This is a genomic window from Methyloceanibacter sp. (genome assembly GCF_050999895.1).
Lineage (GTDB): Bacteria > Pseudomonadota > Alphaproteobacteria > Rhizobiales > Methyloligellaceae > Methyloceanibacter.
The window spans coordinates 1-19,823 of record NZ_JBPCOU010000057.1 but is presented as its reverse complement, the minus strand read 5'-3'; the positions used below and the strand labels follow the sequence as shown (position 1 = coordinate 19,823).

At 63.0% G+C, this 19,823-nt stretch carries 31 protein-coding genes and 1 pseudogene; 1 reads left to right on the top strand and 31 read right to left on the bottom strand.

Features of this window, described 5'->3' with window-relative positions; genetic code table 11:
• Positions 1-13: 13 nt before the first annotated feature.
• From ACR2J1_RS06065 to ACR2J1_RS06055, 3 genes are read right to left on the bottom strand one after another with little or no spacing between them, the layout of a single operon-like run.
• On the bottom strand, positions 14-613 hold the full coding sequence (locus ACR2J1_RS06065; RefSeq protein ID WP_434018442.1) for a cation transporter: 600 nt from the start codon (positions 611-613) through the stop codon (positions 14-16).
• On the bottom strand, positions 610-1,944 hold the full coding sequence (locus tag ACR2J1_RS06060; RefSeq protein WP_434018441.1) for a replication-associated recombination protein A: 1,335 nt from the start codon (positions 1,942-1,944) through the stop codon (positions 610-612). Before ACR2J1_RS06060 ends, ACR2J1_RS06065 begins: the two co-directional genes overlap by 4 nt.
• Positions 1,945-1,946: 2 nt before the next feature.
• Positions 1,947-3,386: a DegQ family serine endoprotease gene (locus ACR2J1_RS06055; RefSeq protein WP_434018440.1), complete on the bottom strand. Its 1,440-nt coding sequence runs from the start codon at positions 3,384-3,386 to the stop codon at positions 1,947-1,949.
• A 170-nt stretch (positions 3,387-3,556) separates the two neighbouring features.
• Between ACR2J1_RS06055 and ACR2J1_RS06050 the strand changes: the two genes are divergently transcribed.
• Positions 3,557-4,114: an SRPBCC family protein gene (locus tag ACR2J1_RS06050; protein ID WP_434018439.1), complete on the top strand. Its 558-nt coding sequence runs from the start codon at positions 3,557-3,559 to the stop codon at positions 4,112-4,114.
• A 77-nt stretch (positions 4,115-4,191) separates the two neighbouring features.
• Here ACR2J1_RS06050 and rplQ read toward each other — a convergent pair whose 3' ends face one another.
• The 28 genes and pseudogenes from rplQ to tuf form a co-directional block, all read right to left on the bottom strand.
• Complete coding sequence (gene rplQ / locus ACR2J1_RS06045) at positions 4,192-4,614, bottom strand: 50S ribosomal protein L17 (RefSeq protein WP_434018438.1); 423 nt, start codon at positions 4,612-4,614, stop codon at positions 4,192-4,194.
• A 33-nt stretch (positions 4,615-4,647) separates the two neighbouring features.
• Positions 4,648-5,664, bottom strand: a complete 1,017-nt coding sequence (locus ACR2J1_RS06040) for a DNA-directed RNA polymerase subunit alpha (RefSeq protein WP_434018437.1) — start codon at positions 5,662-5,664, stop codon at positions 4,648-4,650.
• Positions 5,665-5,748: 84 nt separating this feature from the next.
• The gene (gene rpsK / locus ACR2J1_RS06035) at positions 5,749-6,138 is read right to left on the bottom strand and encodes a 30S ribosomal protein S11 (RefSeq protein WP_434018436.1); all 390 of its coding nucleotides are present in this window, start codon (positions 6,136-6,138) and stop codon (positions 5,749-5,751) included.
• Positions 6,139-6,201: 63 nt separating this feature from the next.
• Positions 6,202-6,570, bottom strand: coding sequence for a 30S ribosomal protein S13 (gene rpsM, locus ACR2J1_RS06030; protein ID WP_434018435.1), 369 nt, complete (start codon positions 6,568-6,570; stop codon positions 6,202-6,204).
• Positions 6,571-6,763: 193 nt separating this feature from the next.
• On the bottom strand, positions 6,764-7,414 hold the full coding sequence (locus ACR2J1_RS06025) for an adenylate kinase (protein WP_434018434.1): 651 nt from the start codon (positions 7,412-7,414) through the stop codon (positions 6,764-6,766).
• Entirely contained in the window at positions 7,411-8,745 is a 1,335-nt protein-coding gene (gene secY / locus ACR2J1_RS06020; RefSeq protein WP_434018433.1) for a preprotein translocase subunit SecY, read from the bottom strand. Before secY ends, ACR2J1_RS06025 begins: the two co-directional genes overlap by 4 nt.
• 254 nt (positions 8,746-8,999) lie before the next feature.
• Positions 9,000-9,443, bottom strand: a pseudogene (gene rplO, locus ACR2J1_RS06015) (50S ribosomal protein L15); the annotation flags it as partial.
• A 10-nt stretch (positions 9,444-9,453) separates the two neighbouring features.
• On the bottom strand, positions 9,454-9,663 hold the full coding sequence (gene rpmD / locus ACR2J1_RS06010) for a 50S ribosomal protein L30 (RefSeq protein WP_434018432.1): 210 nt from the start codon (positions 9,661-9,663) through the stop codon (positions 9,454-9,456).
• Positions 9,664-9,687: 24 nt separating this feature from the next.
• Positions 9,688-10,266 carry a 30S ribosomal protein S5 gene (rpsE, locus tag ACR2J1_RS06005; protein WP_434018431.1) on the bottom strand — a complete coding sequence of 193 codons (579 nt, stop codon included), beginning with the start codon at positions 10,264-10,266 and terminating at the stop codon, positions 9,688-9,690.
• A gap of 20 nt (positions 10,267-10,286) precedes the next feature.
• Positions 10,287-10,649, bottom strand: a complete 363-nt coding sequence (rplR, locus tag ACR2J1_RS06000) for a 50S ribosomal protein L18 (protein WP_434018430.1) — start codon at positions 10,647-10,649, stop codon at positions 10,287-10,289.
• Between the two features lie 13 nt (positions 10,650-10,662).
• On the bottom strand, positions 10,663-11,196 hold the full coding sequence (gene rplF / locus ACR2J1_RS05995) for a 50S ribosomal protein L6 (RefSeq protein ID WP_434018429.1): 534 nt from the start codon (positions 11,194-11,196) through the stop codon (positions 10,663-10,665).
• 20 nt (positions 11,197-11,216) lie between these two features.
• Complete coding sequence (gene rpsH, locus ACR2J1_RS05990) at positions 11,217-11,615, bottom strand: 30S ribosomal protein S8 (RefSeq protein WP_434018428.1); 399 nt, start codon at positions 11,613-11,615, stop codon at positions 11,217-11,219.
• A 9-nt stretch (positions 11,616-11,624) separates the two neighbouring features.
• Positions 11,625-11,930: a 30S ribosomal protein S14 gene (rpsN, locus tag ACR2J1_RS05985; protein ID WP_434018427.1), complete on the bottom strand. Its 306-nt coding sequence runs from the start codon at positions 11,928-11,930 to the stop codon at positions 11,625-11,627.
• Positions 11,931-11,957: 27 nt separating this feature from the next.
• A complete protein-coding gene (gene rplE, locus ACR2J1_RS05980) occupies positions 11,958-12,518 on the bottom strand; it encodes a 50S ribosomal protein L5 (protein ID WP_434018426.1) in 561 nt (186 codons plus the stop codon).
• Positions 12,511-12,831 carry a 50S ribosomal protein L24 gene (gene rplX, locus ACR2J1_RS05975; RefSeq protein ID WP_434018425.1) on the bottom strand — a complete coding sequence of 107 codons (321 nt, stop codon included), beginning with the start codon at positions 12,829-12,831 and terminating at the stop codon, positions 12,511-12,513. Before rplX ends, rplE begins: the two co-directional genes overlap by 8 nt.
• Positions 12,831-13,199: a 50S ribosomal protein L14 gene (gene rplN, locus ACR2J1_RS05970; RefSeq protein WP_434018424.1), complete on the bottom strand. Its 369-nt coding sequence runs from the start codon at positions 13,197-13,199 to the stop codon at positions 12,831-12,833. The genes rplX and rplN overlap by 1 nt, the downstream gene beginning before the upstream one ends.
• Positions 13,200-13,228: 29 nt before the next feature.
• Positions 13,229-13,474 (bottom strand): 30S ribosomal protein S17, encoded by a 246-nt coding sequence (rpsQ, locus tag ACR2J1_RS05965; RefSeq protein ID WP_434018423.1) that lies wholly within the window; start codon positions 13,472-13,474, stop codon positions 13,229-13,231.
• 11 nt (positions 13,475-13,485) lie between these two features.
• On the bottom strand, positions 13,486-13,689 hold the full coding sequence (gene rpmC / locus ACR2J1_RS05960) for a 50S ribosomal protein L29 (protein ID WP_434018422.1): 204 nt from the start codon (positions 13,687-13,689) through the stop codon (positions 13,486-13,488).
• A gap of 15 nt (positions 13,690-13,704) precedes the next feature.
• Positions 13,705-14,121, bottom strand: coding sequence for a 50S ribosomal protein L16 (gene rplP, locus ACR2J1_RS05955; RefSeq protein ID WP_434018421.1), 417 nt, complete (start codon positions 14,119-14,121; stop codon positions 13,705-13,707).
• Positions 14,122-14,144: 23 nt separating this feature from the next.
• Positions 14,145-14,864, bottom strand: coding sequence for a 30S ribosomal protein S3 (gene rpsC, locus ACR2J1_RS05950; protein ID WP_434018420.1), 720 nt, complete (start codon positions 14,862-14,864; stop codon positions 14,145-14,147).
• Complete coding sequence (rplV, locus tag ACR2J1_RS05945) at positions 14,864-15,244, bottom strand: 50S ribosomal protein L22 (protein WP_434018419.1); 381 nt, start codon at positions 15,242-15,244, stop codon at positions 14,864-14,866. Before rplV ends, rpsC begins: the two co-directional genes overlap by 1 nt.
• Positions 15,245-15,529: a 30S ribosomal protein S19 gene (rpsS, locus tag ACR2J1_RS05940; protein WP_434018418.1), complete on the bottom strand. Its 285-nt coding sequence runs from the start codon at positions 15,527-15,529 to the stop codon at positions 15,245-15,247.
• Positions 15,530-15,534: 5 nt separating this feature from the next.
• Complete coding sequence (gene rplB / locus ACR2J1_RS05935; protein ID WP_434018417.1) at positions 15,535-16,371, bottom strand: 50S ribosomal protein L2; 837 nt, start codon at positions 16,369-16,371, stop codon at positions 15,535-15,537.
• Positions 16,372-16,375: 4 nt separating this feature from the next.
• The gene (locus tag ACR2J1_RS05930) at positions 16,376-16,669 is read right to left on the bottom strand and encodes a 50S ribosomal protein L23 (RefSeq protein WP_434018416.1); all 294 of its coding nucleotides are present in this window, start codon (positions 16,667-16,669) and stop codon (positions 16,376-16,378) included.
• Positions 16,666-17,286 (bottom strand): 50S ribosomal protein L4, encoded by a 621-nt coding sequence (gene rplD / locus ACR2J1_RS05925; RefSeq protein ID WP_434018415.1) that lies wholly within the window; start codon positions 17,284-17,286, stop codon positions 16,666-16,668. Before rplD ends, ACR2J1_RS05930 begins: the two co-directional genes overlap by 4 nt.
• Positions 17,286-18,080: a 50S ribosomal protein L3 gene (rplC, locus tag ACR2J1_RS05920; RefSeq protein ID WP_434018414.1), complete on the bottom strand. Its 795-nt coding sequence runs from the start codon at positions 18,078-18,080 to the stop codon at positions 17,286-17,288. The genes rplD and rplC overlap by 1 nt, the downstream gene beginning before the upstream one ends.
• 30 nt (positions 18,081-18,110) lie before the next feature.
• Entirely contained in the window at positions 18,111-18,419 is a 309-nt protein-coding gene (gene rpsJ / locus ACR2J1_RS05915; protein ID WP_069438070.1) for a 30S ribosomal protein S10, read from the bottom strand.
• Between the two features lie 60 nt (positions 18,420-18,479).
• A complete protein-coding gene (gene tuf, locus ACR2J1_RS05910) occupies positions 18,480-19,670 on the bottom strand; it encodes an elongation factor Tu (RefSeq protein WP_434018413.1) in 1,191 nt (396 codons plus the stop codon).
• Between the last annotated feature and the right edge of the window lie 153 nt (positions 19,671-19,823).

The window sequence follows — 19,823 nt, the reverse complement described above, 5'->3', positions numbered from 1 at the left end:
GGCGTGCCCGATATCAAGGCACCGGAACGTCGCGCTCCTTGCGGGCGGCTTGCAGCACCTCCCAGGCCGCCCCCGCGTTGATGGCCGCGATACCGAGCCCCACCGCGAGATCCGGCCAGGGCGACAGCCAATAGACCGTGACCAGCCCAGCAGCGATGATCGCGGCATTGGCGAGAACGTCGTTCCGCGCCGACAGGAAGGCCGCGAGGCTCAGACTACCGCCATGATGGCGATAGCGCACGAGCATCGCGGCGCAGACGAAATTGACCACAAGCGCACCGACGCCCGTCAGAGTGAGCGGCAGGGCGGCGGGCGCCACAGGCACCGCGAGCTTCTGCGCCGCGGTCCAGAGCGTCGCAACAGCAGGCACGAGGATGATGGCGGCGAGCGCCATGCCGAGCTTCCGCCGCCGCGCCGCCGGCCAGCCGAGGCCAACCAGAATGAGGAGATTGACAGAGGTGTCTTCGAGAAAGTCGACAGAGTCGGCGAAGAGCGACACCGAGCCAATCGCGAGCGCCACGGCGAACTCGATGCCGAAATAGAAAAGGTTGAGAAGCGCGACGAGGAGGACGACCCGGCGCAAGCCGGCGTCGTTTGTGGTCGTGGCGCTCAAGAACGTGGCGCTTTCTTCGTGCGCAACGCCGCCCAACGATCGAGGCGCTGCTTCACCTCGGCCTCGTAGCCGTAGCTGGTGGGCGCGTAAAAGCTCTGCCGCTCCATGCCGTCGGGGAAATAGTTCTGGCCGGAAAACGCCTGTTCCTGATTGTGATCGTAGGCGTAGCCGGAACCGTAGCCCTCGTGCTTCATGAGTTTGGTTGGGGCGTTCAGGATGTGCTTCGGCGGCAGCAGCGAGCCGCCCTCTTTCGCCACACGCGACGCGGCGCCGAATGCGACATAGCCCGCATTCGATTTCGGCGCGGTGGCGAGATAGATCGTCGCCTGCGCGAGCGCGAGCTCACCCTCTGGGCTGCCGAGAAAGTCGTAGGTGTCCTTCGCGGCGATGGCCTGCACCAGCGCATTCGGATCGGCGAGCCCGATATCCTCGACCGCCATGCGCACCAGCCGCCGCGCGATATAGAGCGGGTCCTCGCCGCCGGCGAGCATGCGCGCGAGCCAGTAAAGCGAGGCGTCGGGATCGGAGCCGCGCACGGATTTATGCAGTGCGCTGATCAGATTGTAATGCCCGTCCTGGCCCTTGTCGTAGAGGGGCGCCCGGCGTTGCACGAGCGCGATCAACGCCTCGCGGTCGAGCGGCGCATCGGTTCCGCGCGGGACCGCAAGAAACACGTCCTCGGCAAGATTGATCAGACCTCGGCCGTCCCCATCGGCCATGCCGATTAACGCCTCGCGCGCGTCCGCGGTCAGGGGCAATGCCCGCCTCTCAAATTGCTCCGCACGTGCGAGCAGCGTTTCCAAGGCCGTCTCGTCGAGGCGCTTGAAGGTGAGCACGCTCGCCCGCGACAACAGCGCCGAGTTAAGCTCGAAAGACGGGTTCTCGGTCGTGGCACCGACAAGCACGATGGTGCCGTCTTCCATATGCGGGAGGAAAGCGTCTTGCTGCGATCTGTTGAATCGATGGATCTCATCAATGAAGAGAAGCGTGCCCTGCCCGTGCTCGCGCCGCGCCCGCGCCGCCTCGAAGACTTTGCGCAGGTCCGAAACGCCGGACTGGATCGCCGAAAGCTGCTCGAAATGCATGTCGGTGAACTCGGCGAGCAGCCGCGCCACCGTCGTCTTACCTGTCCCGGGCGGTCCCCAGAAAATCACAGAGGACAGCCGCCCTGCCTTGACCATGCGGCTCAAGATGCCGTGCTCGCCGAGCAGATTTTCCTGGCCGATGACCTCCTCCAGCTTTGCGGGCCGCAGGCGATCCGCCAAAGGACGCGGCGCCCCCTCCTCCAAGCCGGCCGCTTCGAACAGGGTCGACGTGACTTTCTTGGCCATCTCTATCCCTGAACGGTGACGTTGAGGACGCGGTCGCCACGCTGCACCGCGAGACGCCAAACCCCGGGGCCCGCGCCCAGAGCATCCTCGAGGCCGTCCACGTGCAGAATTTTCTGCTCGTTGACGCTGGCAATGATGTCGCCGCGCCGCAGACCCAGGCGTGCGGCCGGCGTGCCTGCCGCGACATCCAGCACGACAACGCCCAAGCGGCCGTCATCCTCCATGGCAAGCTCCTGCGCGACCGCCGGCGACAGATTCGCGACCTTGGCGCCCGCCAAAGGATGACGCCCGGCAAGGTCCCGCGTATCGCGCGGAGGATCCTCGACCGGCGCACGGAGCGTAACCGCAGCCTTGAACGGCTTGCCCGCGCGCCACACCCCGAGCTTGGCCTCGCCGCCGATGCCCTTGGTCGCAAAGCGGTAGTTGAAGGCTTGGGGGTTTTCCACTTCCCGCTCGTCGACACTGACGATAACGTCGCCCACCGCGAGCCCCGCACGCGCCGCCGGCCCCTTCTCGTTGATATCCTTCACAAGCGCGCCGCGCGGCGTATCGAGGCCAAGGGAGTCGGCGATATCTGGCGTTAAGTTTTGCAGCGACGCGCCAAACCACGGCCGTTGCACCGTGCCGCCTTCCAGGGCCGACTGCACCACGAGGCGCACCATGTTGGACGGGATCGCGAAGCCGATGCCATGCGAGCCGCCGCTGCGGGAGAAGATGGCGGTATTAATCCCGACGAGATAACCGTCGATGTCGACGAGCGCGCCGCCGGAATTTCCGGGATTGATGGCCGCATCGGTCTGAATGAAGAACTGATAATCGGAGACACCGACCTTGGTCCGCGCCAAGGCCGAAACGATGCCGCTCGTCACCGTCTGCCCGACGCCGAAGGGGTCGCCGATCGCAAGCACGAGATCGCCAACCTCCAGGCTGTCGGAATCGGCGAAGACGATGGAGGGAAACGCCACGCCCTTGGCCTCGAGCCGCAGCACGGCCAAATCGGTCTGCTCGTCCTTAAGGATGAGATTGGCTGGAAACTCGCGCCCGTCGGCAAGCGCGACGGTGATCTCGGCACCCTTTCCCCCGCCCTGAATGACATGGTTGTTGGTGACGACCACACCGTCGGCGCTGACGATCACTCCGGACCCGAGCGAGTTTTGAATACGCTCGCGCGGAATGCCGAAATTCTGCCCGAACAGCCGACTAAAAAATGGGTCATTGGCGAAAGGCGAGACCATCTGCTCGACCTTGCGCCGAACATAAACGTTGACCACCGCCGGCGCCGCCTGCTTCACCACGGGCGCGAAGGACTGCTTGATGGCGCCAGCGCTCTCCGGCGCCACGCGCTGGGCGCTCGCCCCCGTCGTCAGACCGACAACGAGAAGCACAGCGCCAAGCGATGCGGCGATGCCAAATTTCCAGGATAAAATTGCCAAGGATTTCATGGCCAGATTAGTCGCAGAAAGTCTTCGATTGATCCAGCTTCTGGCCCACAGAACTGGGCCCGCACGTGCCGAATTCAAACCGAAGGGATTGCCCGCCTAATGCTTTCAACTAAGATGCCGCGCGAAGCCGCGTTTTGGCATCATAACCGAGAAAATTGGGAGAGAAACGCATGCGTATTTTCAAGCTGACCCTGATCGCCGCTGCCGGGCTGATTGCCTGGAGCGCCACGGCCGAAGCCGTCGACGTGAAGAAGCGTCGGGAAGCGCCCGGCACGCCGGCTGAGGTTTGGGCCATTGTCGGCGACTTCTGCGCCATCAAGAGCTGGCACCCGGCGGTCGCCGAGTGCGAGCAGGTCAAGGAAGGCGACGTTGTGTTCCGTACCCTCACCCTCGAGGACGGCGCCAAGATCAAGGAGAAGCTGACCAAGACCGGCGACACCAGCTACAGCTACGAGATCATCGAGAGCCCGCTTCCGGTCGAGAACTACTCAGCCGAGTTGATGGTTGGCGAAGACGACGAAGAAAATCGGGTCGAGATTGTCTGGACGGCCAAGTTCGATGCAAAAGGCGCTTCCGACGAAGACGCCGCAAAGACGATCTCAGGAATTTTCGACGCCGGCCTAACCGGCATCAAGAAGGCGGCGATCGCCGCCGACGACAAGAAGCGGGAGGCTGCAGGAGATGCGCCGGCACACACGCCCGCCGACAAGGACGACGACAAAGACTAGGCTCACGCTGCGCGAACGCAAAAAGCGCGCTGCTTTCGGGCGGCGCGCCTTTTTTGTGTTTGAACGAGCGCCGTTGCCTAGGCGGCAGCGGTCTCCGCTTCGTCGATTTCTCGCGGCCCTGAATCGACACCGCGCGCGCTCTCGTCGCGATCGACAAGCTCGATGACCGCCATCGGCGCAGCGTCGCCATAGCGGAAGCCGGCCTTCATCACCCGCGTATAGCCACCGGAACGATCGGCGTAGCGCGGCCCGATGGTCGCGAACAGCTTCGCCACCGCCGCATCGTCGCGAATGCGCGCGAAGGCGAGCCGGCGTGCGTGCAGATCGCCACGCTTGGCGAGCGTGATCAGCCTGTCGGCCACGCGGCGAAGCTCCTTTGCCTTCGGCAGCGTCGTCACGATCTGCTCATGCTTGAAGAGAGCCGTGGCCATGCTGGCGAACAACGCGCTGCGATGGGTCGCGGTGCGATTGAGCTTACGGCCAGAATTCCGATGACGCATATCAAAGCTCCCCAAAGCTGCCGGCGACGCGGCCTAGTAATGATCCTCGAAGCGCTTGGCCAGCTCTTCGATATTTTCCGGCGGCCAATCCGGGGCTTCCATCCCAAGATGCAGGCCCATCGAGGCGAGAACTTCCTTGATCTCATTCAGCGACTTGCGCCCGAAATTTGGCGTGCGCAGCATCTCGGCCTCGCTCTTCTGAATGAGGTCGCCGATATAGACGATGTTATCGTTTTTGAGGCAGTTGGCCGAACGCACCGACAATTCGAGCTCGTCGACCTTCTTCAGCAGCGCCGCGTTAAAGGCGAGCTCCGGCTGCTGCTCGAAGGTGGTTTCCTTCTTGGGCTCCTCGAAGTTCACGAACACCGACAGCTGATCCTGGAGGATGCGCGCGGCGAGAGCCACGGTGTCCTCGGGACGAACCGAACCGTCGGTCTCGATGAAGACGGTGAGCTTGTCGTAATCGAGGATCTGGCCCTCGCGGGTGTTCTCGACGCGGTAGGACACCTTGCGCACGGGGCTATAGAGCGAATCCACGGGGATGTAGCCGATCGGCGCATCGTCCGGACGATTGCGCTCGGCCGGGACATAGCCCTTGCCCGTGGCGGTGGTGAACTCCATGCGGATCGAGGCGCCCTGGTCGAGGGTGCAGATCACATGATCCGGATTGAGAATCTCGATATCGGCGCTGGTCTCGATATCGCCGGCCGTGGCGACACCGGGGCCCTCTTTCTTGAGCACCATGCGCTTGACGCCCTCGGCATGCTGACGGAGCGCGATCTCCTTGATGTTAAGCACGATGTTGGTGACGTCTTCCCGCACGCCGGGAATCGAGGAGAACTCATGGAGCACGCCGTCGATATGCACCGAGGTGATGGCGGCGCCTTGCAGCGACGACAGCAGGATGCGGCGCAGCGCGTTGCCGAGCGTCAGCCCGAAGCCGCGCTCCAGCGGCTCGGCGACGACCGTGGCGAAGCGCGCCGGATCGCGGCCGGCGGCGATGTTCAGCTTGGTCGGCTTGATGAGGTCTTGCCAGTTCTTCTGGAGCACCTGGGGGGCCCTTTCCTCTGACTGTAGCGGGGCCGCCTGGCCCAGCTTGCGAGTGTCGGTGTGCAACATGTATTGGCCGATCCTTTAAACGCGCCGGCGCTTGCGGGGCCGGCAACCATTATGAGCGATCGGCGTGACGTCGCGGATCGAGATGACATTGAAGCCGGCGGCCTGGAGCGCCCTGAGCGCCGACTCGCGTCCCGAGCCCGGCCCTCTAACTTCGATTTCGATGTTCTTCATGCCGTGCTCCATCGCCTTCTTGCCGGCATCTTCGGCCGCGACCTGCGCCGCATAAGGCGTGGACTTGCGCGAGCCCTTGAAACCCATGGCGCCGGCGGAAGACCAGGAGATGGTGTTGCCCTGCGCGTCGGTGATGGTGATCATCGTGTTGTTGAAGCTCGCCTGCACATGGGCGACGCCCGAGGTGATGTTCTTTTTCTCGCGGCGACGAACCCGCGTTTTGTCCTTGGCCATGCTCTGGATCCTGCTTCACAAAATAGCGCCGGCGACGCGATGCCTCGCCGTCAATGCGCGTTTCTACTTCTTCTTGCCGGCGATGGGCTTGGCGGGGCCTTTGCGCGTGCGCGCATTGGTGTGGGTGCGCTGGCCGTGCACCGGCAAGCCACGGCGATGCCGCAGGCCACGGTAACACCCAAGATCCATGAGCCGCTTGATGTTCATGGCGACATCGCGCCTGAGATCGCCCTCGACCATGTAATCGCGGTCGATGGTTTCGCGGATCTGGATGATCTCCGATTCCGTGAGCTGGCTGACGCGCCGCTCAGTCGGAATGTTGACCTTGGCGCAGATATGCTTCGCAAAAGTGTCGCCGATTCCGTGGATATAGGTCAGCGCGACCTCGACCCGCTTGTTGGTCGGGATATTGACGCCTGCAATTCGAGCCACGAAGTTTCTCCTCGTGCATGCTGATGCGCGGAAATTGAGCTATTTAACTAAATGGAGCACAGCGAAACCGACCACGGAAAGGCCTTCACCCCCCGGGAACGGTCAGTCGGCACGGCAATGCACGACGCCTTATCTAGCGATTCCGCTTGACAAGGTCAACTGGGGACAGATGCCGAGTCTTCAGGTTTTGACGCTAGGCCGCGTCGAGGGCCCGGTCAATTTCCTCCTGGACGGCCCCGATTTCGGCCATGCCATCCACCGATTTCAGCTTCTCCTGGCGTTCGTAATAATCGATCAGAGGCTCGGTTTGGGCGTGGTAAGCCTTGAGCCTGGAGCGCACGACTTCCTCCTTATCGTCGGGCCGGCGCGCAAACTCTGTGCCGCCGCAACGATCGCAGACCCCGGGCACTTTCGGCGTCTTGAAGGCCTCGTGATAACCCTCCCCGCAACGCGCACAGGTGTAGCGGCCGGTGATTCGGTCGACCAGAGCATCGTCGTTGACCCGCATCACCACGACCGCATCGACCTTCTGGCCGCGATCCGCCAGGAGGCGGTCGAGCGCCTCGGCCTGCGCGATGGTGCGGGGGAAGCCGTCGAGGATGAAGCCGTTGCCGCCGTCATCTTCGTCCACGCGCTCGGCGATGAGCCCGATGACGAGAGCGTCGGGCACAAGCTCGCCGCGCTCCATGATATCGCCGGCTTGGCGCCCAAGCTCCGATCCGGCCGCGACCGCAGCCCTGAGCATGTCTCCGGTGGAAAGCTTCACCAGCGACCGGCGGTCCTCGAGCAGCTTGGCCTGGGTTCCTTTGCCGGCGCCGGGCGGGCCGAGCAGGACCAGGTTCATCGGCGTCGCGCTCCTCTGAGACGCGATCGCTTGATCAGACCTTCATATTGGTGCGCGAGGAGATGGCTCTGAATCTGGGCGACGGTATCCATGGTGACGCTGACCACAATCAGGAGCGAGGTGCCGCCGAAATAAAACGGCACGCCGGCATAGGCGATCAGAATTTCCGGCAGCACGCAGACCGCGGCCAGATAGATGGCGCCGGCGACCGTGATCCTGGTCAGCACATAGTCGATATATTCTGCCGTGCGCTCACCCGGCCTGATGCCTGGAATGAACCCGCCATACTTTTTCAGATTCTCGGCGGTGTCCTTCGGATTGAAGACGATGGCCGTATAGAAGAACGCGAAGAAGATGATGAGCGACACGTACAGCAGCACATGCAGCGGCGCGCCGCGGCCGAGCATCGCCGTGATCGTATTGAGCCATTCCGGGCCCTGGCCGGCGGAAAAATTCGCGACCGTGATCGGCAGTAACAGCAGCGAGGATGCGAAGATCGGCGGGATGACGCCCGCGCTGTTCAGCTTCAGCGGCAGATGCGAGGCATCGCCCTGAAACTGCTTGTTGCCGACCTGTCGCTTTGGATATTGCACGAGCAATCGCCGCTGCGCCCTCTCCATGAACACGATGACAGCGATGACGACGAAGACCATCACGAACAGCAGGAGCATGAGCGTCGTCGATAGTGCGCCCTGTTCGCCCAGCTGAAGCGTGCCGATCACAGCATGCGGCAATTGCGCGACGATACCGGCGAAAATGATGAGCGAAATGCCGTTGCCGACGCCACGCGCGGTGATCTGCTCGCCGAGCCACATCAGGAACACGGTGCCGCCGACCAGCGTGATGACCGTGGTGATGCGGAAGAACCAGCCCGGATCGGTGACGATATTGCCGGCGCCTTCAAGCCCGACGGCGATGCCGTAGCCTTGCAGCGCCGCCAGAAACACCGTGCCGTACCGCGTATATTGGTTGATCTGTCGGCGTCCCTGCTCGCCCTCTTTCTTCAGCTGCTCCAGATGCGGAGACACCGTGGTCAAAAGCTGAATGATGATCGAGGCCGAGATATACGGCATGATGTTGAGGGCGAAGATCGCCATGCGCTCGACCGCGCCGCCCGAAAACATGTTGAACATGCCGAGAATGCCGCCTTGGCTCTGCCGGAAAACGTCGGCAAGGGCCTGCGGATTGATGCCCGGGATCGGGATATAGGTGCCGAGCCGGTAGATCAGGAGCGCGCCGAGCGTAAACCAGATGCGCTTTTTGAGCTCGTCGGCCTTGGCAAAGGCCGCGAAATTCAAATTGGAAACGAGCTGTTCGGCGGCGGAAACCATGCGGCGCGTCTTCCCTTTGTCGAGGTGCGGTGGCGGTTAGCCGCCAGATGTCACTCGGAATCTTCCTTCGTCGCCGGCTTTGATCGCGGCTTCTTGGCTCCGCCGGCCTTCTTGGCCTCGCGCTTCGGCTTCGCGGTCTTTTCGCCGGGCTCGGCTGCCGCGCGTGCGCGTCCGGGCTTCTTATTCTCTTTGCGCTTTTCAGGCTTGCCCTCGCCTTCCGCCTTGGCGATCGATTTCGGCATCGCCGTCACCGTCACCGTGCCGCCGGCGGCTTCCACCGCCTTGACGGCACTACCCGACGCGCCCGTCACTTCGAAGACAAGCTTGCCCTTGATCTCGCCGTGACCGAGCAGCCGCACGCCGTCGCGCGAGCGCCGGATCAGACCGGCCGCGCGCAGCGCTTCCACCGTGATCGGGGCCTTGCCGTCGAGACGGCCGTCCTCGATCGCGGTCTGCACCTTGCCGAGATTCACGACATTGAAGCGCTTGGCAAAAATATTGTTGAAGCCGCGCTTCGGCAACCGCCGATGCAGCGGCATCTGGCCGCCCTCGAAGCCCTTGATGGCGACGCCGGAGCGGGCCTTTTGACCCTTCACGCCGCGGCCCGACGTCTTGCCAAGGCCGGAGCCGACACCGCGGCCCAAACGCTTTTTGGGCTTCAGGGCGCCCGGCATATCGCGCAGTTCGTTCAATCGCATGGGAAAGTCCTCAGGCCTTCGCCTTATCATCGACAATACGCACGAGATGGCTGATCTTCGCGACCATGCCGCGCACCTGCGGCGTATCGATCAGCGTCCGGCGCTTATGCATCTTGTTGAGACCGAGGCCGATCAGCGTCGCGCGCTGGCTCGACGGGCGCCGGATCGGACTTCCGATCTGCTCCACGACGATCGTTTTCTTTGCGGATGTGTCAGCCATCTCTTTTACCTTGATCGCTAGGGCCTAGACTTCGGCCGCGACGGCGTCGCCGGCCTGATCTCTGCGGCGGGAGACGATCTCGCTCACCTTCTTACCGCGCCGCGCTGCCACGCCCCGCGGGCTGTCTTCATGCTTCAGCGCATCGAAGGTCGCCCGGATCATATTGTACGGGTTTGAGCTTCCAAGCGACTTCGCCACGACGTCCTGGATCCCTAAGGTCTCGAATACGGCGCGCATGGGGCCGCCGGCAATGATGCCGGTGCCCGGAGGAGCGGCACGCAGCACGACGCGGCCCGCGCCATGACGGCCGGCAACGTCGTGATGCAACGTGCGGCCCTCGCGTAGCGGTACCTTGACCAGACCGCGCTTGGCGGACTCGGTGGCCTTACGGATGGCCTCGGGCACCTCGCGCGCCTTGCCATGACCGAAGCCGACGCGGCCCTTCTGATCGCCGACGACGACGAGAGCGGCGAAGCCGAAGCGCCGGCCGCCCTTGACCACCTTCGCCACGCGGTTGATGTGAACGAGCTTGTCGACGAACTCGCTGTCACGATCCTCGCGGTCGCGTCCTTGATGGCCTCTACTTTGCTGGCCTCTTGCCACGTGGAATCCTTTCCCGAGTCCTAGAAATTGAGTCCCGCTTCGCGGGCAGCGTCTGCAAGCGCCTTAACGCGCCCATGATAGATATAGCCGCCGCGATCAAAGACCACATCCTTGACCCCGGCCGTCACCGCGCGCTCGGCCACGAGCTTGCCAACGGCTTGCGCCGCGGCGATGTCGCATCCCTTCGGCAGCGCGCCGCGCAGTTCCTTGTCAAGGCTCGATGCCGCCGCCAGCGTCTTGCCGCCCTGGTCGTCAATGACCTGGGCATAAATATGCTTGGACGAACGGAACACCGACAGCCGCGCACGGTCGTTGGCCGCCTTCTTCAACCGGTGGCGAACCCGGCGCGAACGCCGCACAAAGCTCTGGTTCATCGCGCTCATAATTTCAGTCCCGCTACTTCTTCTTGCCTTCTTTGCGGAGGATGAACTCGCCCGCATATCTCACGCCTTTGCCCTTATAGGGCTCGGGCGGCCTGTGGCGCCGGATCTCGGCGGCCACTTGGCCGACCTTCTGCTTGTTGATGCCACTGATGATGATCTCGGTGGGCTTGGGACACTGCACCTGAATGTCCGACGGAATGGGATACTGGATGTCGTGGCTGTAGCCAAGCTGCAGCTGTAGGTTCGGGCCCACCACCGCGGCACGATAGCCGACGCCGGTGATTTCCAGACGCTTGATGAAGCCGTCCGTCACGCCGGTGACGAGATTGGCGACCAGCGTGCGCGACATGCCCCACATGGCGCGCGCCCGCTTGGTATCCTCGCGCATGGCGACTTCGATCCCGCCATTCTCGAGCTTGGCCATGACCTCTTCGACGAGCACGTGACGGAGCTCGCCTTTCGGCCCTTTGACCTTGACCTCTTGGCCGTCGACCGTCGCGGTCACGCCGCCAGGGACAGTCACGGGCTTTTTGCCGATACGGGACATGGTTCAGCCTTCGCTCAAGCCTAAAATACGTTGCAGAGGATCTCGCCGCCCACATTCTCGGTGCGCGCGCGGGAATCCGACATGACGCCCTTCGGCGTCGAAAGAATAGCGACGCCAAGCCCGTTGGCAACGGTGGGCAGGTCCCTCACCGAGGAGTAAACACGCCGTCCCGGCGTCGACACCCGCTTAATGTCCTTGATGACGGGCTCGCCGTCGAAATATTTGAGCTCGATCTCAAGCTCGGAACGGCCACCGTCATAGTCGACTTGGGCGTAGCCACGGATATAGCCCTCTTCCGCCAGCACGTCGAGCACGCGCGCGCGCAGCGTCGACGCGGGCGTCGTCACCTTCGTCTTGTAACGCATCTGCGCGTTGCGGATGCGGGTGATCATGTCACCGATTGGATCATTGATGCTCATTCGTCGTCCTTACCAGCTCGACTTGACCATGCCGGGAATTAGTCCTTGGCTTCCAAGCTCCCGGAGCGCGATACGCGACATCTTGAGCTTGCGGTAATAGCCACGGGGACGCCCCGTAAGTTCGCAGCGATTGCGAACTCGCGTTTGCGAAGAGTTGCGCGGAAGCTCCGCGAGACGGAGCCTGGCGGCAAAGCGCTCTTCGGCCGGCAGATTGCGATCGGCGGCAACCGCCTTCAGCCGTGTGCGCTTCGTCTTGTATTTCTTCACGAGGTCGCGCCGCTTGTTGTTGCGCTCCACCATGCTGGTCTTTGCCATTCCGTCCTCCTGTCCCGAACCGCGCCGTTAGCTACGGAAGGGAAAATTCAAGCCTTGCAGCAGCGCGCGGGCTTCTTCGTCGTTCGCCGCCGTCGTGCACACGATGATGTCCATGCCGAGAACGTCCTCGACCTTGTCGTAGTCGATCTCGGGAAAGATGATGTGCTCTTTCAGACCGAGCGTAAAATTACCGCGCCCATCGAAGCTCTTCGGGTTCAGCCCACGAAAGTCGCGCACCCGCGGCAGAGCGATCGTGATGAGCCTGTCGACGAACTCGTACATGCGGTTCTTGCGCAAGGTGACCTTGGCGCCGACGGGCATGCCTTCGCGCAACTTGAAGCCGGCAATCGACTGCCGCGCCTTGGTGATCACGGGACGCTGGCCCGCAATACGGGCGAGATCGCCGGCCGCCGCCGTCACCTTCTTTGCATCGCCGACGCCTTCGCCCACGCCCATATTGAGCACGACCTTGTCGAGCCGCGGCACCTGCATCGGGTTGGCGTAGCCGAATGTCTTGGTAAGCTCGGCGCAGATCTCATCCTGATATTGCTGCTTGAGCCGCGGAATGTAGGTTTTTTCCTCAGCCATCGATCACCTCACCCGAGCGCTTCGCAAACCGCACCTTGCGCCCGTCCTTCAGAAACTTGTAGCCGACCCGCGTGGGCTTCCCGTCCTTGGGATCCTCAATCGCGATATTCGAAATATTCACAGCCGCTTCCTTGGAGACGATGCCGCCGTCCTGCGTTGCGGTCTGCTTCTGGTGGCGGCGCACCATGGCCACGCCCTTGACGATGGCGCGGTTGTCCGCCGGCAGCACCTTCAGCACTTCGCCGCGCTTGCCCTTATCCTTGCCGGTGATCACCACGACGTGATCGCCCTTCCTGATCTTCACCTTCGGCATCAAAGCACCTCCGGCGCGAGCGACACGATCTTCATGTGCTTCTTCGCCCTAAGCTCACGCGTCACCGGTCCGAAGATACGCGTGCCAACCGGCTCGCCTTGCGGGTTCACCAGCACCGCCGCATTGCGGTCGAAACGGATGATCGAGCCATCCTGCCGGCGCACACCCTTGGCCGTGCGCACGACAACCGCCTTCATCACCTGGCCCTTCTTGACGCGGCCGCGCGGGATCGCCTCCTTGACGCTCACCACGATGGTGTCGCCGATGGAGGCATATTTTCGCTTTGAGCCGCCAAGCACCTTGATGCATTGCACGCGGCGGGCACCGGAGTTGTCGGCGACGTCGAGATTGGTTTGCATCTGAATCATGGCATTCGCCTCTATCCGGAATTCCGGCTTTATGTCGCCGCCCGCTCGCGCGCGAGAACGGTCCAGCGCTTGTGCTTCGATACCGGCGCGCATTCCTCGATCTTGACGATGTCGCCGACCTTGTATTCGTTCCGCTCGTCGTGAGCCTGATAGTGCTTGCTCCGGCGCACGGTTTTCTGCAGCAGAGGGTGCGTGAAGCGCCGCTCGACGCTGACCACGACGGTCTTCTCGTTCTTGTCACTGACCACGACCCCTTGCAAAATTCGTTTCGGCATTATCTTCGTCCTTATGCCTTGGCTTCCGGCGCACGCTTCTTTCGCGCAACGGTCCGGACACGCGCAATATCGCGGCGAACCTGCCGCACCCGCGCCGTGTTCTCCAGCTGGCCCGAGGCCGCCTGGAAGCGCAGATTGAACTGTTCCTTTTTCAGCTTGACGAGTTCGTCATCGAGCTGATCGACGGTCATGCCGTGCACTTGAGCGGGTTTCATGGCCTTCGTTCCGTCCTAAACTTCACCGATGCGCGCGACGACGCGCGTCTTGATGGGCAGCTTGGCGGCAGCGAGCCGCAGCGCCTCGCGCGCAACCGCATCGCCAACGCCATCGATCTCAAACATGATGCGGCCGGGCTTCACCCGGGCCACCCAGAACTCGGGCGTGCCCTTGCCTTTACCCATGCGCACCTCAGTCGGCTTCTTCGACACCGGAATGTCGGGGAATATCCGGATCCAAACGCGGCCCGCGCGCTTCATCTGCCGCGTCATCGCCCGCCGCGCCGCCTCGATCTGCCGCGCGGTGATGCGCGCAGGCTCCTGCGCCTTCAGCCCGAAGGTGCCGAAGCTCAAGGTGACGCCGCTCGAGGCTTCGCCCTTGATGCGGCCTTTATGGGCCTTGCGGAATTTCGTGCGTTTCGGTTGCAGCATGACGCTGAACTTTCCTCTCGAAACTAAGCCGGAGCCGAAGAAGACTCACGCCGGCCGGTCGAACGGCCAGAGTCCTGAGCCTCCATGGCGCGGGTCTCCTGGGCCATGGGATCGTGCTCCATGATCTCGCCCTTGAAGATCCAAACCTTGATGCCGATGATGCCGTACGCCGTGCGGCCAAGCGCGATGCCGTAATCGATGTCGGCGCGCAGCGTGTGCAACGGCACGCGCCCTTCGCGATACCATTCCATGCGCGCGATTTCCGCCCCGCCCAGGCGGCCGCTGCAATTGATACGGATGCCGAGCGCGCCCATGCGCATGGCCGACTGCACGGCGCGCTTCATGGCCCGGCGGAAAGCGACCCGGCGCTCGAGCTGCTGCGCGATGCCATCGGCGACGAGCGTGGCGTCGACTTCGGGCTTGCGCACCTCGACGATGTTGAGATGCACCTCAGAGTCGGTGAAGCCGGCAAGCTCGCGCCGCAGCTTCTCGATGTCGGCGCCCTTCTTGCCGATCAGGATGCCCGGCCGCGCGGTATGCACCGTCACCCGGCACTTCTTGTGCGGGCGCTCGATGACCACTTTGGAGATGCCCGCCTGCTTGCGCGACGTGAGGATGTGATTGCGCATCTTCAAGTCTTCATGCAGCAGCCGTGCATACTCACCCCGGGACGCGAACCAGCGCGAATTCCAGGTACGGTTCACCCCGAGCCGAAGCCCGATCGGATTGACCTTCTGTCCCATTAAGCGGGTTCCTCAGTCTGGCGCAGGATGACGGTCATCTGCGAAAACGGTTTCTCGATGCGGGCGCCGCGGCCCCGCGCGCGCGGGCGCATGCGCTTCATCACCAAATTCTTGCCCACATAGGCCTCGGAGACGACGAGAGCGTCCACGTCGAGGTCGTGGTTGTTCTCGGCATTGGCGATTGCCGATTCCAGCGTCTTCTTCACGTCCTGGGCGATGCGCTTGCGCGAGAAGGTCAGGTCCGCGAGCGCGCGATCGACCTTCTTGCCGCGGATAAGTTGCGCGACCAGGTTCAGCTTCTGCGGGCTCACGCGGATGTTCCGCGTGACGGCTCGCGCCTCGTTTTCCTTGAGCGTGCGCTCTCGCTTGGCCTTGCCCATTTAAGCCTTCGCCCTCTTCGCCTTGCGGTCGGCGGCATGGCCGTAAAATGTCCGCGTCGGCGAGAATTCTCCGAACTTGTGTCCAACCATGTCCTCGGTGACGAGCACCGGGATGTGCTTGTGGCCGTTATGGACGCCGAAAGTGAGCCCAACGAATTGCGGCAAAATCGTCGACCGGCGCGACCACATCTTGATGATGGCGTTGGTCCCGCTTCCGCGCGCCTTCTCCGCCTTCTTCAACAGATATCCGTCGACGAACGGACCCTTCCATACCGAGCGTGTCACGGCGCTTAACCCTTCTTCTTCTGATGCCTGCTGCGCAGGATGAATTTGTCGCTGGCCCGGTTATGCCGCGTGCGCTTGCCCTTGGTCGACTTGCCCCAAGGCGTCACGGGATGCCGGCCACCGGAGGTACGGCCCTCGCCGCCGCCATGCGGATGATCGACAGGGTTCATGGCCACGCCGCGCACGACGGGCTTGCGGCCCTTCCAGCGCGAGCGTCCGGCCTTGCCGAGATTGACGTTGGAGTTGTCCGGGTTGGACACCGCCCCGACGGTCGCCATGCACTCCGCGGGCACCATGCGCGTCTCGCCGGAATTCAGGCGCAGAATTGCGTAACCGGCGTCGCGGCCGACGAGCTGCACATACGTCCCCGCGGCGCGGGCGATCTGGCCGCCTTTGCCCTGCTTCATCTCCACATTGTGGACGATGGTGCCGATCGGCATGCTGGCGAGCGGCATCGCGTTGCCGGGTTTCACGTCGGCGCGGGCATCCGCGATCACCGTGTCGCCGGGCGCAAGCCGCTGCGGCGCGAGGATGTAGGCGAGTTCGCCATCCTCATATTTGATGAGCGCGATGAAAGCCGTGCGGTTCGGATCGTATTCGAGCCGCTCGACAACGGCAGGCATGCCACGCTTGACGCGCTTGAAGTCCACGATGCGGTAGCTGCGCTTGTGCCCGCCGCCACGATGCCAGATCGACACGCGGCCCTGATTGTTGCGGCCGCCGCTCTTCGACAAGCCCTCGGTCAAGGCCTTGACGGGCTTGCCCTTCCACAAATGGCTACGATCGACGAGCACCAGCTCGCGCTGGCTCGGCGTCGTGGGGTTGTATGTCTTCAAAGCCATAACGCTAAATCCTCGTCGTCACGTCGATCTTGTCGCCCTCGGCGAGGCGAACAATGGCCTTCTTGACGTCCTGCTGCCGGCCCCTGATGCCGCGAAACTGCTTCGTCTTGCCCTTGCGGGTGAGCGTGTTCACCGCGACCACCGTCACGCCGAAGAGCTGCTCGATGGCCTTCTTGATCTGCGGCTTGGTGGCGTCGCGGCGCACCTTGAACACCACCTGATTGAACTCGGACGCCGACGTCGACTTCTCGGTGATGACCGGCGCGACGATGACGTCGTATGCGGACAGCGCGCTCATTTGAAACGCTCCTCAAGGGCCGCGAGCGCCGCCCGCGTCAGCACGAGCTTGTCGTGCCGCAAAATGTCGTAGACGTTTATGCCTTGCACCGGCAGCACGTCGACCCGTGGCAGGTTCCGCGCCGCGCGCGCGAACCCGTCTTGCAAATTCGCGCCGTCGACGATCAGAACCGAGACGAAGCCGAGCTTCGAAAAGCGCGTCTTCAATTCCTTCGTCTTGCCGTCCTTCAACTCGCAAGAGTCGAGCACGACCAGCGCCTCCGACTTCACCTTGGACGAGAGCGCGTGCTTCAAAGCCAGCGCCCGCACCTTCTTCGGCAGGTCGATGGAATGGTCGCGCGGCTTTGGACCGAACGACCGGCCGCCGCCTCTGAACAGATTCGCCCGGCGGCTGCCATGCCGCGCGCGGCCGGTGCCCTTCTGGCGGTAGAGCTTGGCGCCCGTGTAGTTGATCTCGGCGCGGCCCTTGACCGAAACGGTGCCGGCGCGCCGCTTGGCGAGCTGATAGCGCACCATGCGTTGTAGAATGTCGGCACGCGGCTCGAGCCCGAACACCTCGTCCGGCAGCTCGATCGTGCCCGCCTTCTTGGCGTCGAGGGTGGTGACGTCTAACTGCATCAGCTTTCGCTCCCGCCCTCTGTCTGCGGCGACGGCTCGGTCGCAACATCCGCGCCCTGCTCCATCACGACCGCATCCTCTGCCTTCGTTGCGGCAGCGTCTTTCTGCTCCTCGCCGCCGACCTTGCGGAAGGCGCCGGGCTTCGGCGCATTCTCGGGCAGCGACCGCTTAACCGCATCGGACAGCATGACCCAGCCGCCTTTGGCGCCGGGGACCGCACCGCGGATCATGATCAGTCCCCGCTCGGGATCGGTCTTCACCACGCGCAAATTCTGCGTGGTGACATTAGTGTGGCCCATATGGCCGGCCATCTTCTTGCCCTTGAACACCTTGCCCGGGTCCTGGCTGTGACCGGTCGAGCCGTGACTACGGTGGCTGACCGAAACGCCATGACTGGCGCGCAACCCGTGAAACCCGTGCCGCTTCATTGCGCCGGCGAAACCCTTGCCGATCGTCGTGCCGGAGACGTCGACATATTGTCCCTCGACGAAATGGTCGGCGGTAATCTGCGCGCCCACATCGATGAGGTTGTCGGGGCTCACACGAAATTCAGCGAGCTTGCGCTTCGGCTCGACCTTCGCCACGGCGAACCCGCCGCGCGCCGCGCGCGACAGCCGATTCACCTTCGGCGTGCCGACGCCGAGCTGGAGTGCGGTATAGCCGTTCTTCTCCTCGGTGCGCTGCCCGACAATCTGACAGTTGTCGAGGCGAAGCACCGTCACCGGGATGTGCTCTCCGGCATCGGTGAAGATCCTGGTCATACCGACCTTTTGTGCGATGACACCTGATCGCATCGGTGTTTCTTCCTTGCTCGTCTCTAGGGCCTAGAGCTTGATCTCAACGTCGACACCGGCTGCCAGGTCGAGTTTCATCAGCGCATCGACCGTCTGCGGCGTGGGATCGACAATGTCGAGAAGCCGCTTATGCGTACGCATCTCGAACTGCTCACGGCTCTTCTTGTCGATATGTGGCGACCGGTTCACGGTGAACTTCTCGATACGGGTCGGCAACGGGATGGGACCGCGAACCTCCGCACCAGTGCGTTTCGCCGTGTTCACGATTTCCTTCGTCGACGCATCGAGAATGCGATGGTCGAACGCCTTAAGCCTGATTCTTATATTTTGGCTTTGCATCTCGATGCCTCAAATTGAAGAGCGCGCCGCTTGTGCGACGCGCCCCTCGCTTCTTTCCCGCTACTCGATGATCGACGCTACGACGCCGGCGCCGACCGTACGGCCGCCTTCGCGAATGGCGAAGCGCAGCTTCTCTTCCATGGCGATCGGCACGATCAGCGTCACTTCCATGGCGACGTTATCGCCCGGCATGACCATCTCGGTGCCTTCCGGCAGCTGCACCACACCCGTCACGTCCGTCGTGCGGAAGTAGAACTGCGGCCGGTAGTTGTTGAAGAACGGCGTATGGCGTCCGCCTTCCTCCTTGGTGAGGATGTAGGCCTCGGCCTTGAACTTGGTGTGCGGCTTGACCGAACCCGGCTTGCACAGCACCTGACCGCGCTCGACGCCTTCACGATCCACGCCGCGCAACAGGCAACCGACATTGTCGCCAGCCTCGCCTTGATCGAGCAGCTTGCGGAACATCTCGACGCCGGTAACGACCGTCTTGGTGGTCGGCTTGATGCCGACGATCTCGACTTCCTCGCCGACCTTGACCACGCCGCGCTCGATACGCCCGGTAACCACGGTACCGCGGCCGGAGATCGAGAACACGTCTTCGATCGGCATCAGGAACGGCTTGTCCTTCGGACGATCGGGCTGGGGAATGTAGGAGTCGACAGCCTCCATCAGCGCCGTGATCGAATTCGCACCGATCTCGGGGTCCTTGCCTTCGAGCACCGCAAGTGCAGAGCCCTTGACGATCGGGATCTCTTCGCCCGGATACTCGTATTTCGACAGCAGCTCGCGAACCTCGAGCTCGACCAGGTCGAGCAGCTCGGGATCGTCGACCATGTCGACCTTGTTCAGATAGACCACGAGCGCCGGCACACCGACCTGACGGGCGAGAAGAATGTGCTCGCGAGTCTGGGGCATCGGGCCGTCGGCAGCGGAGACCACGAGAATGGCGCCATCCATCTGCGCCGCGCCGGTGATCATGTTCTTCACATAGTCGGCGTGGCCGGGACAATCGACGTGGGCGTAATGCCGCTTGTCGGTCTCGTACTCCACATGAGCGGTGGAGATGGTGATGCCGCGCGCCTTCTCTTCCGGCGCCTTGTCGATCTCGTCATAGGCCGTGAATTGCGCTCCACCCTTCTCGGCCAACACCTTCGTGATCGCGGCCGTCAGCGACGTCTTGCCGTGATCGACGTGACCGATGGTGCCGATGTTGCAGTGCGGCTTGTTACGCTGGAATTTTTCCTTTGCCATGTTGGCTCTCCATCCTTCAACAAAAAGCAGCCCGCAGTCCGGGGACGGACCCCCGCTAACCTAGGCAAACTTGTCTTGAACCCCTTCCGCAACCGCCTGCGGCACTTGCGAGTAGTGGTCGAACTGCATCGTGAACTGCGCCCTGCCCTGACC